This window comes from Azospirillum sp. TSO22-1, assembly GCF_003116015.1.
Classification (GTDB): domain Bacteria; phylum Pseudomonadota; class Alphaproteobacteria; order Azospirillales; family Azospirillaceae; genus Azospirillum.
In genome coordinates, this window is record NZ_LGQZ01000003.1 from 23,156 (window position 1) to 36,148 (window position 12,993).

At 67.4% G+C, this 12,993-nt stretch carries 10 protein-coding genes; 2 read left to right on the plus strand and 8 right to left on the minus strand.

Going from position 1 to position 12,993, the window contains the following annotated elements:
- Positions 1 to 11: 11 nt before the first annotated feature.
- From TSO221_RS00780 to TSO221_RS00815, 8 genes are all read right to left on the minus strand, one after another.
- Positions 12 to 1,304: a D-amino acid dehydrogenase gene (locus TSO221_RS00780; RefSeq protein WP_109116575.1), complete on the minus strand. Its 1,293-nt coding sequence runs from the start codon at positions 1,302 to 1,304 to the stop codon at positions 12 to 14.
- A gap of 33 nt (positions 1,305 to 1,337) precedes the next feature.
- Complete coding sequence (locus TSO221_RS00785; RefSeq protein WP_109116576.1) at positions 1,338 to 2,999, minus strand: methyl-accepting chemotaxis protein; 1,662 nt, start codon at positions 2,997 to 2,999, stop codon at positions 1,338 to 1,340.
- An 18-nt stretch (positions 3,000 to 3,017) separates the two neighbouring features.
- On the minus strand, positions 3,018 to 4,532 hold the full coding sequence (locus TSO221_RS00790) for a D-aminoacylase (RefSeq protein ID WP_109116577.1): 1,515 nt from the start codon (positions 4,530 to 4,532) through the stop codon (positions 3,018 to 3,020).
- A gap of 9 nt (positions 4,533 to 4,541) precedes the next feature.
- Positions 4,542 to 5,396: an ABC transporter permease gene (locus TSO221_RS00795; RefSeq protein ID WP_109116578.1), complete on the minus strand. Its 855-nt coding sequence runs from the start codon at positions 5,394 to 5,396 to the stop codon at positions 4,542 to 4,544.
- On the minus strand, positions 5,393 to 6,274 hold the full coding sequence (locus TSO221_RS00800; RefSeq protein WP_109116579.1) for an ABC transporter permease: 882 nt from the start codon (positions 6,272 to 6,274) through the stop codon (positions 5,393 to 5,395). The genes TSO221_RS00795 and TSO221_RS00800 overlap by 4 nt, the downstream gene beginning before the upstream one ends.
- Positions 6,275 to 6,285: 11 nt before the next feature.
- A complete protein-coding gene (locus TSO221_RS00805) occupies positions 6,286 to 7,410 on the minus strand; it encodes an ABC transporter ATP-binding protein (RefSeq protein WP_109116580.1) in 1,125 nt (374 codons plus the stop codon).
- An 89-nt stretch (positions 7,411 to 7,499) separates the two neighbouring features.
- Positions 7,500 to 8,879, minus strand: coding sequence for an amidase (locus TSO221_RS00810; RefSeq protein WP_109116581.1), 1,380 nt, complete (start codon positions 8,877 to 8,879; stop codon positions 7,500 to 7,502).
- 21 nt (positions 8,880 to 8,900) lie between these two features.
- Positions 8,901 to 9,956 carry an ABC transporter substrate-binding protein gene (locus tag TSO221_RS00815; RefSeq protein WP_158283959.1) on the minus strand — a complete coding sequence of 352 codons (1,056 nt, stop codon included), beginning with the start codon at positions 9,954 to 9,956 and terminating at the stop codon, positions 8,901 to 8,903.
- A 166-nt stretch (positions 9,957 to 10,122) separates the two neighbouring features.
- Here TSO221_RS00815 and TSO221_RS00820 point away from each other — a divergent pair, with 166 nt between their 5' ends.
- Entirely contained in the window at positions 10,123 to 11,001 is an 879-nt protein-coding gene (locus tag TSO221_RS00820; RefSeq protein ID WP_109116583.1) for a MurR/RpiR family transcriptional regulator, read from the plus strand.
- Positions 11,002 to 11,681: 680 nt separating this feature from the next.
- A protein-coding gene (locus TSO221_RS00830) for an IS3 family transposase (RefSeq protein ID WP_247877860.1) occupies positions 11,682 to 12,865 on the plus strand; the annotation gives its coding sequence in 2 pieces (ribosomal slippage) (positions 11,682 to 11,943 and positions 11,943 to 12,865; 1,185 coding nt in all).
- Positions 12,866 to 12,993: the final 128 nt, after the last annotated feature.

Below are 12,993 nucleotides of genomic sequence, written 5' to 3' on the forward strand. Positions count from 1 at the left end.
CGGGACGGCGGCTACGATGCTACGGCGAGCCGTGCCCCAGCGGCGGGCTGCGCTTCCGTCACCGTGAAGCCGGCGAGCGGAATGGCGGGACGCCGTCCGGCGACCAGATCGCCAATGACCCGTGCCGATCCCATGGCCAGGGTGAAGCCAAGCGCGCCATGCCCGACGTTGAGGAGCAGGTTGCTCATCGGCGTGTGCCCAAGCATAGGCTTGCTGGTCGGCGTCGCCGGCCGCAGGCCGCACCATGGCTCGACCCGCCGGTAGTCCGAGGCCTCGGGGAAGGCAGACTTGGCCTCGCGGATCAGCAGGGCCAGCCGGTCCTGGTCCAACTCCCGTCCGTACCCGACGACATCGGCCATGCCGGCGACGCGCAGCCGGTCGCCGAGCCTGGCATAGACGATCTTGCGCGCGTGATCGGTGACGCTGACGCGGGGCGTCGCCGCGGGATCACGCACCGCGACCGAGAGGCTGTATCCCTTCAGCGGGTAGATCGGCAGGCCGAGCCCCGCCGTACGAGCCAGCGTCCGGCTTCCAGCGCCGAGAGCCAGCACATAGGCGTCGGCCTCGACAACACCCTGGTCGGTTTCCAAAGCCAACACGCGCTGACGGTCGCACACGAACCGGCTGGCCGTGCGGCCGTAGGCGAAGGTGACCCCGTAGGTCTCGGTGCGCAGCAGCGATTCCAGACCCGCGCAGAACCGGTGGCAGTCGCCAGCCTGCTCACTTGGGGTGAAGATCCCCCCGACCAGACGGTCGCGGATGTGGAGCAGCGCCGGCTCAATCTCCAGGCATACCGCGGCGTCCACGGCGCGCTGCTCGCAGCCGAGGCGCTCCTGGAAACGCATCTGGGCGACCCCGCCCCGAAAACCCTTCTCGGTCGAGTAGACGACCAGCTTGCCCGTGCGGGAGTGGACGAACTCCACCCCTGTCTGGGCCACGAACTCCTCCATCAACGCCCGGCTGTACAGGGCGAGCGTCAGCAGGCGCTCGGTGGTGCGTCGGCTCTGCGTGCTGGTGCAGGCCATCAGGAACTGCAGGCACCAGCGCCATTGGTGCGGATCGAGCTGCGGCCGGAAGCGCAGGGGTGAAGTGCGGTCCAGCAGCCAGAACGGCAGGTCGAGAAGCGCGCCTGGGCTGGCCAGCGGCGCCACATAGCTGTAGCTGAGCTGCCCGCCGTTGGCGTAGCTCGCGCCAAGCCCCGGACCACCCTCCCGATCGACGACGGTCACCGTGTGGCCGTCGCGGGCAAGGCAATAGGCCGTGGTCAGGCCGGTCACCCCGGCTCCGAGAACGAGAACGTGCATGTGCGCACCTTTCGTGAAGAGGTCGGCGTCCGCTCAGGCGGCGCGCAGCTGCGCCAGAAACCGCGCCACGGCTTCGTGCAGGTGTTTGGCCTGGGTGACGAACTCGTTGGCGACCGCCTGCGCCTCGCGCACCGTCGCCGAAGAGGTCTCTGCCGCCGCGCTGACGTCGGTGATGTGCTGGGACACCTCCCGCGTGCCCAAAGCCACCCCCTGCACGTGCCGGGCGATGTCGGCCGTGGCGGCGCCCTGCTGCTCGACGGCCGTCGCGATGGTGGTGGAGATCTGCTGCATGGCGGTGATCGTCTCAGCGATCTCGCGGATGGCGGCCACGGCGCCGCCGGTGGCGCTCTGCATTGCCCCGACCTGGGCTTTGATCTCGTCGGTCGCCTTTCCGGTCTGCGACGCCAGATTCTTCACCTCCGAGGCGACGATCGCGAAGCCACGGCCCATCTCACCGGCCCGCGCCGCCTCGATGGTGGCGTTCAGCGCCAGCAGGTTGGTGCGATGGGCGATCTCACTGATCAGCGTGACGATGCGGCCGATGCGTTGCGCCGCCTCCTCCAGGCTCGCGACCATGGCGTTGGTATGGTGCGCCTTTGCGTTGGCATCGCGCGCCACGTCGGCGGCGCGGCTGACCTGGCTGGACACCGCGCCGATGGACGAGGACAGCTCCTCGGCACCACCCGCCACCGCGTCGACGCGCACCGACGCCTCGTCGGCCAGGGAGGCGACCTTCGCCGCCTCCCGGCTGGAGCACACGGCGGCCTCGAAGACGACGCTGAATCGGGTCTGGAGTTGGGCCGCGCGCTCGTTGAGGACCGTCACCACACTGTGGACGCTGCTTTCCAGGCGGTCCGAGATGTCGGCCAGCAGGCTGTGCTGCTCGGCCGCGGTGCGGTCGGCCTGCACCGCGGCCTCGGCCGCAAGCCGCCCGCGTTCCAGCAACGCGTCGCGGAACACCTGCACCGACCGTGCCATGGTGCCGATCTCGTCGGCGCGCGCGGCGTGCGGGACGTCGACGCTCGTATCGCCGCCGGACAGGTGTTGCATGGTCTGGGCGATGCGCAGCATCGGCCGGGACACCAGGTACGCGACGAAGGCGTAGAGGATGATCGCTCCCAGCACCGACGCAGCGGCGCCCAAGGCCATGACGATGCGCTGCTCGGCGAAGCGGTCGGCGGCCGTTTGGGATTGCAACGCGAGCGCCGCGCGCTCCGCCTCGATGGTCTCGCTGACGGAGCGGCGGATCCGCTGGCTCGCCGCGCGGGATGTGTCGGTGGCGGTCATGATCCGGATGTCGCCCTGCACCGCCTCGCGCCACAGCGCGAGGGACTCGGCGGTGGCCTCCAGCCGGTCGCGGTGCGGCAGGTCCGCCGGCCGGAGCGCCTTGGTCTCCTCGATCAGGGTGTCGAAACGACGCTTCAGCGTGTCCTTGAAAGGGGCCAGAACGGCGGAATCAGTGGAGGCCAGGTAAAGGCTGACGGCCATCTCCTGCTCGGAGACGTTCTGGAGGATCTGCTGCAACCGGACGATCACCTCGTAGCCTTGCACGGTGGCTTCGCCGCTGCGGCCGATCGCCTCCAGGCCGCGCAGATTGACGCCGGCCACAGCGAACGACGCCGCAACGAAGACACCGAAGAGAAGGAACAGCTTGGACGCGATGCCACTGACGCGGTTGCTCAGGCCTTTGCTCATGATCGCCTCCTCCGCGCGTCAGGCCGCGCTGGTGATAGGGTTGCGGATGACCCGTCCGGGACGCACGGCGGCCGCGCGGCCGCCCCGCAACACGGGCTGACCGTTGACGAGGACGTGGACGATGCCGTCCGCCGGCTCGGTGGGGTTGCGGAAGTCGGCGCGGTCGCGCACCGTGGCCGGATCGAAGACGCAGAGATCGGCGTAGGCTCCGGCGCGGATCACTCCGCGGTCGGCGATGCCGAACTGCCGCGCCGGCAGCCCGGTCATCCGGTGAACGGCCTCTTCCAGGGTGAACAGGCCGGTCTCGCGGCAGTAGTGACCAAGCACGCGCGGGAAGGTGCCCCAAAGCCGCGGGTGCGGGTGCTGGTCGTGCGGCAATCCATCCGAGCCGATCATGCACAGCCGGTGCTTCATGATGTGCCGGACATCCGCCTCGTCCATGTTGACGTAGATCGCGCCGGCCGGGCTCAGGCGCCGCGCGGCCTCCTCCGGGGTGCAGCTCCAGTCCGCCGCGACGTCCTCGACCCGTCGTCCGCTCGCCTCGGGAAAGGGGCTGGACCAGGTCACCCAGGTCTCGCTGGAGCGCTTGAGCTTGCCCGGCAGCAGAACGGTGGAGCTTGCGGTGTAGGGGTAGGCGTCGAGGCCGATGTCCATCGACTCCGCCGCCGCATCGATCGCCGCGAGCGTCATGGCACTGCGTCCCCACACCGACACGCCAAGACACTTGTGGTGGGAGATGACCAGCCGCACCCCCGCGGCCCGCGCGGTGGCGAAGGCCTCCTCCAGGGACACCAGCACGCCCTCACCCTCATCGCGCATGTGGGTGGTGTAGATCGCGCGGTGCCGACCGGCGACCGAGGCGAGCGCCACCACTTCCGCCATCGACGCGTTGCGGCTGAAAGGATAGGCTAGGCCCGTGGAGAAACCGAAGGCTCCGGCTCGCAGCGCGTCGTCCAGCATCGCCTGCATGCCGGCGACCTCGCCATCCGTGGCCGCCCGCGCCGGGTCGGCGCCGACCGACGCGCGCAGCGCCATGTGCCCGACCAGCGGCACGACGTTCACCGCGGGCGACGCCCGCTCCACTGCCGCAAGATAGGCGGTGAAGGTGCCGAAGAAGTCGCCGGCCGCCTTGCCCAGGAGGTTCAGCGGCGCCGGTACGGCGTCGTCGAGGAGCACGGGGGCGAGGCTGATACCGCAGTTGCCAGTGACCACCGTCGTCACGCCCTGGGTGACCTTCGGCTCCGCCTCCGGCTGGATGAGCACCAGCCGGTCGTCGTGGGTGTGCACGTCGATGAACCCGGGGGCCACCACCAGCTCGGCCGCGTCCAGTTCCAGCGCGCCGCAGGCCGGGGGCAGCGCTCCGACGACGGCGATGCGGTCCGCCGCGATGGCGACGTCCGCCGCGAAGACGGGTCGTCCGCTGCCGTCCGCCACCATCCCGTTGCGCACGACCACGTCATAGGCCGGGCGCGTTTTCCCGGTTCCGTCCCCGCCGCACGTCCGCGGCGGGAACGGATCGATGAGCTTGTCCATGGGGCGCCCCTATACCTTGGCCCGGCGCGCCGCCCGCGCCCGCAGTCCCTCGATGGTGCCCATCAGCAGCACCGACACGACGATGATGAGCGTGGAAACCACAGCGATGGTCGGCGACAGGTCGAAGTCGATGTCCTCGAACATCTTGCGCGTCAGCGTCTTCTCGGTGCTGCTGGACAGGAAGTACGAGATCACCGCTTCGTCCAGCGAGGTGATGAAGGCGAAGGCCGCGGAGGTGGCCATGCTCGGCCCCAGCAACGGCAGCGTGACGTGCCGGAACGCGCGCAGCCGGTTCGCCCCCAGGCTGGCCGCCGCCATCTCGAGGCTGGGGTCCATCTTCTGCAGGCCGGCCGAGACGTTGATGACCACGAACGGCACGCAGACGACCGTGTGGGCGAGCACGAAGCCGGTCAGCGAGCCCAGCAGGTTCCACTTCATGTAGACCATGTACATGGCCACGGCGATCACGATGTGCGGCACGATCATCGGCGCCAGCACGACGGCGCGCATGGCGCCCTTCAGCGGCATCCGGCCCCGCATCAGCGCCAGGGCGCCCATGGTGCCGAGCACCACCGCCGCGACGGTGGTCAATCCGGCGACCTTCAGGCTGAACAGCGTGGCGGCGATCCACTCCGGATCCTGGAAGTACGCGACGTACCAGCGCAGCGACCACTGCGACGGCGGGAACGACAGGTACTGGGTCGCGCTGAAGGACGCCGGCATGACGATGACGGTCGGCAGCAGCAGGAACAGGAAGATCAGGCCGCAGACGCCCTTGAACAGCGCGTTGCCGAGGTGCTTCGAGAGGTTCAGGCGCGGAGCGGTCGCGTTGGCCGTCGGCGCGGATTGCGCGTGCGAAGTCATGACGCGGCCTTCTTGTCGAGCCCGAGGAAGCGGTTGAACACCGCGACGAGCAGCAGGGTGATGCCGAGCAGAAGCGCGGCGAGCGCGCCGGCGAAGGGCCAGTTGAGCAGCTCCGTGGTCTGCTGGCCGATGAGCGTGGCGATCATCAGCGTCTCCGGTCCGCCGACCAGCGCCGGCGTGACGTAGAAGCCCAGCGACAGGATGAAGACCATCAGCACGCCCGAGGCGACGCCCGGCAGGCTCAGCGGCAAGACCACCAGGAGGAAGACGCGCACGGCGTTGGCGCCGAGGCTCTGCGCGGCCAGCGGAAGCTCGCGCGGAATGGTGCGCAGCGCCGCCCAGATCGGCAGGATCATGTAGGGCAGCAGCACGTGGGTCATGGCGATGGCGACCGACAGCTCGTTGTAGAGCAGCGGCAGCGGCGCGTCGATCAGCCCGAGGCTCTTCAGCATGGAGTTGAGCAGGCCGTTGCGCTGCAGGATGATGATCCAGGCGTAGCTGCGCACCAGCACGCTGGTCCACAGCGGCACCATCACGCAGGCCGCCGCGAGGGCGAGGCGCCAGCCGGTCAGCCGGGCCATCAGGAACGCCACCGGATAGGCCAGCACCAGCGTCAGGATGGTGACCACGGCGCCCAGCAGGAAGGTCCGGCCGAGGATGCGCAGATAGAGCGGCGTCTCGGCGATACGGACCAACTCGGCTATGGTGAAGTCCGGATTCCAGACGCTCACCTCGAGCAGGCGGCCGACGGGCAGGATGAACGCCACGCACAGGCCGATCACCAGCGGGCCGACCAGCAGCAGGGAGAGCGGCGCGGAAAAGCCCCGCCAGTCGGGCCGCCACAGCGTGGCCGCGAGCCGTTTGAGCGATGCGGTCATGGCCGGTCCCCTCAATAGACCAGGGCGTTGGCGGAGTCCCAGGTCAGGGACACGGCCTCGCCGCGCGCGGGCTTCAGGGCGTCGCTCTGCACCGGGACGCGCACGGTGATCTCGGGCAGGCTCCCGGAGCGCAGCAGATAGATCCGCGTCGGACCGGCGTAGATCACGTCGGTCACCGTGGCGGCCATGCCGCCGACCTCCGCGGGCGCCAGCACGATGCGCTCCGGACGGACCGCCAGGCGCACGCGCGACGTCACCGCCGCCCCGCGGCGGGCCGCCGCCGCGGGCGTACCCCGCACCACCGTCCCATCCACGAGCCGCACCGCCCAGTCCTCGTCGGCGGCCGCCAGAAGCTCGCCGTCCATCAGGTTGGTCTCGCCGATGAAGCTGGCGACGAAGGGGTTCGCCGGCCGCTCGTACAGCTCCGCCGGGGTGCCGACCTGCTCCAGCTGGCCGTGGTTCATGACGGCGATGCGGTCGGCCATGGTCAGAGCCTCCTCCTGGTCGTGGGTGACGTAGATCACCGTGGCGCCGAGCGATTCCTGGAGGTGTTTGATCTCGATCTGCATGCGCTCGCGCAGCTTCTTGTCCAGTGCCCCCAGCGGCTCGTCCATGAGCAGCACCGGCGGGCGGTAGACGATGGCGCGGGCCAGCGCCACGCGCTGCTGCTGGCCGCCGGAGAGCTGGGACGGCAGCCGCGTGTGCATGCCGTCCAGCCCGACGACATGCAGCGCATCCAGCGCCTTGAGCCGGCGTTCCCCGGCGGCGACACCGCGCATGCGCAGCGGGAACGCTACGTTGTCGAGAATGGTCATGTGCGGGAACAGCGCGTACTTCTGGAACACCATACCGACGTCGCGGCGGTGCGGCGGCATGCGCGACACGTCGACGCCATCGATGCACACGGCGCCGTGGTCGGGGTGTTCGAAGCCGGCGATCATCATCAGGAGCGTCGTCTTGCCCGAGCCGCTAGGACCGAGCAGCGCCACGAACTCGCCCCGACCGATGGAGAGGCTGACGTCGGTCACCGCCGTGAAGCTGCCGTAGCGTTTGACGATGCCCTCCACCGACACCGTGCCGCCGCGGATGCGCTGCAGGCCGGAATAGTCCTCGTGGATGGCGTGGGCTGCGGTCATGGAGGTCTCCTCCCTGGAGATGCCGGCCGCCGTTGAGGGGCTGGCAGGGTTCTTGTTTCGGTGATGGCGGAATCCCGGGCCGCCGTGCGTCACGCCGCAACGTGGCACAGCATGGCGCGGTATTTTGGAACCGGACTGTCGAGACGGCGCTCTGTCTCCGACCCGAACGACAGCAGCATCGCGTCGTCATCGCGCCGCGCAGCGAACTGCAGACCCACCGGCATGCCCTGGGCGGTGAAGCCGATGGGGATCGACAGGGCCGGGAGGTCGAGGTAATTGGCGAACCGAGTAAAGGCCGTCGGCAGGCGGCTTTCGTCCACCTTGGACACGGCGATCGCCCCGTCGGGGCACGTCGGAAGTGCGATGACGTCGAACCCGCGCATCGCGGCGTCGAACCGATGCTGGTGCTGCCGCCGATCTTCGATCATTGCTTCATGCGGTGGCTTGGCACGACCGCTCAGGATTCGGTCGCGGACAACCGATCCGAATAGGTTCGGCGCCGCTTCGATCGCCGCCCCATGCACGGCGTAGGCTTCCCGCAGGGCAAGATCGCCCGCCAGAACCGAGTAAGCCTCGAAGCGTTCCGGGCTGTGGAACCGACCGATCCGGTGTCCGGCGTCCGCCAGCTTGGCCAGGGCCGCACGGTAGAGCGCGCCGACGTCCGGGGATGCCGTATGCAGATCGGCGTCGTCGAGTTCGCCAATCCGCACCGCGCCCACGGTGCCCTGTAATGATCCGCCAGGAGTCCCGCCGCCGCGCCAAAGCGCCATGAACACGGTCCGGACATCCTCGACCGTCAGGCCGAGCAGCCCAATTGCGTCGTGCGTCGGGCTATAGGGGATCGCCCCGTCGAGCGGCACCAGCCCCGGGGACGGCTTGAAACCGACGATGCCGCAGAAACTGGCGGGAATACGCACCGACCCGCCCGTGTCGGACCCCAGGGCGAAGGGCACCAGCCCGGCAGCGACTGCGACCGCGGACCCGCTGCTCGACCCGCCGGGAACGCAGTGTTCCCTAGCGTTCCAGGGGTTTCGCGGGATCGGGCTCGCGCTCTGGGTGCCCCAGCCCCCGCACCCCAGTTCGACCGTCGCCGTCTTGCCGAGGACGATCATGCCCGCGTCCTCCAGCCGCTTCACCGGCCAGGATGACGCAGTTGCCGGCGTCTGCGGACGGGCGTTTGATCCACCGTGCGTCGCCAAGCCGGCCACGTCGAACAGATCCTTGACCGCCAGCGGAATGCCGTCGAGCGGGCCACGCGCCAAGCCGCTACGGCGCCGGGCGTCGGCATCGCGGGCCAGTGACCGGGCGTTCTCGGCCAACGCGACGAAGGCGTTCAACATTGGATTGGCACGGTGAATGCGATCAAGACACCCGGAGACGAGGGCTTCGGACGACAGACCGCCCTCGGTCAAAGCCGTCGCCAGCTGAAACAGAGTCAGACCGGATCCGTTTGGGCAGGAAGCGTTCATGGTCAATGCGCCTATGATCGGTCACTTGCTGAGCCACCGGTTCCACCGTTCGATGACCGCGGCACGGTTGACGGCGACCCACGCCGCATCGATCACGGCCATCTTTGCGACGTTTTCCGGCGTCGATCCCCGGACGGCGCGCTCCTCGGCGCTAAGGAGTTCAAGCGCGTTGCGGTTCGACGTGTCGTACTTGAACGCGTTCGCAAAGGCGACGTGGGCTTCCGGGCGGGTCAGGTAATAGTTGAGAAACGCGTAGACCTTCTCCTCGTTCGCTCCACCCTTGAGCACCGACCAGTAGGCGACGTTGGGTACGGCCTCGTTCCAGACGACGCTCACGGGCATCCCCTGATCCTTCAGGACGAAGCCGCTGCCCGACCACATCATGGACATGACGACCTCGCCGGAGCGGAGCAATTGCATGCTCTGGTCGCCGGTGCGCCACCAGACGGCGATCGACGGGCGCAATTCATCCAGCTTCCTGAACGCGCGATCGAGGTCGAGCGGGAAGAGCTTGTCTCGCGGCACCCCGTCCGCCATGAGCGCCGCCATGAGCGGCCACCACGGCGCCCCGGCGTTGGGCATCGCGCGCGGACCGGGAAAGCGCTTCACGTCCCAGAAATCGGCCCAGTTCTGCGGTCCTCCCTGGGGGAACCGGTTGGCGTCGTAGACGATGCTGACGCCGCCTATCGTGCGCAGAAGGCCCCGTTCGGTGCAGGCGCCGTCCACCGCCTGGGAGGCGAGGTTCGAGAGCCTGGAGCAGTCCAGCTTCGCCAGGCTGTCGGCCTGCGCCACCAAGTCCTCCGGCCATGCCGTGACGATGTCCCAGCCGATGGCGTTCGCCTCGCGCATGGCCTTCACCTTGGTCCAGGTCTCGGCGTTGCTGGCTGCCACCGGACGGATGCGAACGCCGGTCTGTTCGGCGAACGGCTCATAGAAATGCTTGCGCAAGGATTGCTCGAACGCGCCGCCCGTCGCGACGACAACCAGTTCCTTGTCCTGCGCCCGTGCCGGGGCCGCGCCGGCGAGCGCAACGACCAGTGACACCGACAGGAACGTGAGAGACCGCAGTGAGTTCAAGGTTTCCTCCCTTCGTGGGCGTGATGCACAGTTACAGATTTATGTATTTCGTCAACGTCGATATGTGAAATGAACGTTACATCGTTGCGCCGAGGAGTGCAATGTGTTTTTCATTGCGGTGAGTGCGTGAAAGCCGCTCGACAGATGCACATGGGAATGCCAAGAGATGAACCTACTGGAGCGGATCGGCCAACGTCGTGACGACCTGACGGAAAGCGAGCAGGCGCTCGCCCGCTACGTTGCGATGAACTACGCCGGCCTCGCCTATGAGCCGGCGGCCCAGATCGCACAGAAGTGCGACGTCAGCGCCGCAACGGCGACGCGGTTCTTTACGAAGCTGGGTTACGACAGCTTTGCCGACGTGCAGCGTGAGGTGCGCGAACAGATCGAACAGCGCCTGAGTTCGCCGCTTGGCCGTCTCGGAACGATGGCGTCCGATGCGGCGTCGATGACGGACCTTGTTGCCCAGACCCTCGAGCGCGACCTGCGCAGCATTCAGGAAGCCGGTGCCGGCATGCAGCCAAGCCGCGTCATCGGTATGGCTGAGATTCTGGTGCAGTCGAAGGGGACGCTCTACATCTACGGGGAAAAGAAGGCGCATGCCGTCGCCTTCTACCTGTACGCGCAGCTTAACCTCTGCCTGGACAGGGTCGTGCTGCTGACCTCCGATCAGTCGCTGCTGGCCGACCGGTTGCTTCAGGTCGGCTCCGACGACATTCTGCTGGTCGTTGATGTCCGACGCTATGTCCGCTCGACGCTCTACGTGGCGCAAACTTTCAGTGAACGCTCGGCCCAGGTGCTGCTGCTCGGCGACAGTGAAACGTCGCCTCTGGCCGCGACGGCCAATTTTGGCATCTACTGCCCGGTCGAAGGCGCCTCACTGTTCGATTCCTATGCGGCTCTGATGTTCGCGGCAAACGCCTTGAGCAACGTCGTCGCCGCCCACCGCAAGGCTGAAATAGCCGACCGCCTGAAGGAAGCGGAGCGGCTTTGGGCACGCTTCGAAACATTCGCAATCAAGAGCAAACAATCCGATGAGCATTGAGCCATGTCTCCTATGACCAATCATCGGCCCGCCGGGCATTGACGGAATGACCGCTCAGCATGGCATGTGTCGTGTGAATCGCTGGTCGATTTGCCTTGGTGCGTTCGATCAGATCATGTTTGCGACAGATGGTTGAGAGCACAGCCATGAGTCACAGGGGAAGCTGCCTTTGCCGTGCCGTACGCTACGAGGTGGACCACCTTGATGCGGCCATTGGGCACTGCCATTGCACGACATGCCGCAAGGCACACGCCGCCGCCTTTGCGACGACAGCCCGTGTGCGGCGCGAGCACTTTCGATGGACAACAGGAGAAGACAACCTCAGCGCCTATGAATCATCCCCGGGAAAGCTGCGCCGGTTCTGCTCAACGTGTGGCACCCATCTCGTGGCCGACCCGTTAGCGCAGCCACATATCATTCTGCGGGTCCCAACCCTGGACGATGACCCTGGCGCAAGACCAGCCGCGCACATCTGGACTGCGCATGATGTCGCTTGGTTGGTGGATGGCGAGGATGTGCCCCGCTATGCCGAGTGGCCACCGGGGCGGTGATGCAGGCAGGCCCGCCGGCGCTCGCGCCTTCACCACCTAGTGCAAGACAGTCGACGTCACCCAGATTGACCTTGCCCGCGTGCGACGCCTCCCATAGCCGGCTAAAATCGGCGACGGACTGGAGGCAAGATGGCGAAGGCGACACGGGCGCGGTACACGCTTGAATTCAAGGAAGAGGCGGTTCGACTGGTCACCGGCGGCCAGCGGGTGGCGACGGTGGCCAAGACACTGGGCTTGGCGGAGCAGACGCTGCACAACTGGGTCAAGGCTGCTGAAAGCGGCGGCTTGAAAGGGGCGGCGGCGCCGAAGGTCAGTGCCGAGCAGATGGAAATCAGCCGTCTGCGGACGGAACTGGCGCGGGTGAAAATGGAGCGCGACATCCTAAAAAAAGCGGCGGCGTACTTCGCCAAGGAGTCGCTGTGAAGTACGCCTTTATTCAGCGGCATCGTGATCAGTGGCCGGTTTGTACTCAGTGTTCGGCTCTTGGCGTCAGCGCCCGCGGGTTTCGCCAGTACGTACACCGCGAGGCCGACACGGCGTCTTCAATTCGGCGGCGAGTGGGTAACGTGGCCCTGCTGACGCACATCAAGGCGATCCACGCCGAAACCCGCGGCGCCTATGGCTGGCCGCGGATCTGGCGGGAGTTGCGCCAGCGGCACGTGCGCGTCGGCAAGGAGCGGGTGCGGCGGATGATGCGCGAGCATGCCATCCGGGCGCGGGGAAAGCGGAAGTTCAAGGCGACAACCCACAGCAACCACGGCCTGCCGGTGTCCGACAACCTGTTGAACCGGGCGTTCCGGCCGGAGCGGCCCGATCGGGTGTGGACGGGCGACATCACCTGCATTGCCACCCAGGAGGGCTGGCTGTACTTGGCCGTCGTCATCGACCTGTTCAGCCGACAGGTGGTGGGCTGGGCGATGGGCGAGCGCATGACCCGCCAGTTGGTGATCGACGCCCTGACCATGGCCTGGTTCCGGCGCCGGCCGGCGGAGGGGCTGATCTTCCATTCCGATCAGGGCTCGCAATACGCCAGCGCCGATTTCCAGGCACTCCTGCGCCGCCATGCCATGCGCGGGTCGATGAGCCGCAAGGGCAACTGCTGGGATAACGCGGTGACGGAGACCCTGTTCGGCTCCTTGAAAGTCGAACGCCTGCATGGCATGCGTTTCGAAACCCGGCGGCAGGCCAAGGACGAGGTCATCGATTGGCTGGGCTTCTACAATCGCAAACGGATGCATTCCACCCTGGGCTACACCAGCCCCATGGCATTCGAGGAAACTTGGCGTCGCCAGCACGGCCCGCTGGCGGCATAATCTCCCGGCTATGGGAGGCGTCGCACGCGGGCAAGGTCAGAAAACAGGCAAACCGTTGTTCTCAAACGGGCTCTCAGGCTTTCCCACCGAATTCTCATTTTATGGGGTTTCGGTTCTCAGCTTATGGG

Excerpts from the sequence above, each read along its gene's own strand:
- TSO221_RS00780 (WP_109116575.1), bottom strand. The coding sequence starts at position 1,304 with ATGCACGTTCTCGTTCTCGGAGCCGGGGTGACCGGCCTGACCACGGCC.
- TSO221_RS00785 (WP_109116576.1), bottom strand. The coding sequence starts at position 2,999 with ATGAGCAAAGGCCTGAGCAACCGCGTCAGTGGCATCGCGTCCAAGCTG.
- TSO221_RS00790 (WP_109116577.1), bottom strand. The coding sequence starts at position 4,532 with ATGGACAAGCTCATCGATCCGTTCCCGCCGCGGACGTGCGGCGGGGAC.
- TSO221_RS00795 (WP_109116578.1), bottom strand. The coding sequence starts at position 5,396 with ATGACTTCGCACGCGCAATCCGCGCCGACGGCCAACGCGACCGCTCCG.
- TSO221_RS00800 (WP_109116579.1), bottom strand. The coding sequence starts at position 6,274 with ATGACCGCATCGCTCAAACGGCTCGCGGCCACGCTGTGGCGGCCCGAC.
- TSO221_RS00805 (WP_109116580.1), bottom strand. The coding sequence starts at position 7,410 with ATGACCGCAGCCCACGCCATCCACGAGGACTATTCCGGCCTGCAGCGC.
- TSO221_RS00810 (WP_109116581.1), bottom strand. The coding sequence starts at position 8,879 with ATGAACGCTTCCTGCCCAAACGGATCCGGTCTGACTCTGTTTCAGCTG.
- TSO221_RS00820 (WP_109116583.1), top strand. The coding sequence starts at position 10,123 with ATGAACCTACTGGAGCGGATCGGCCAACGTCGTGACGACCTGACGGAA.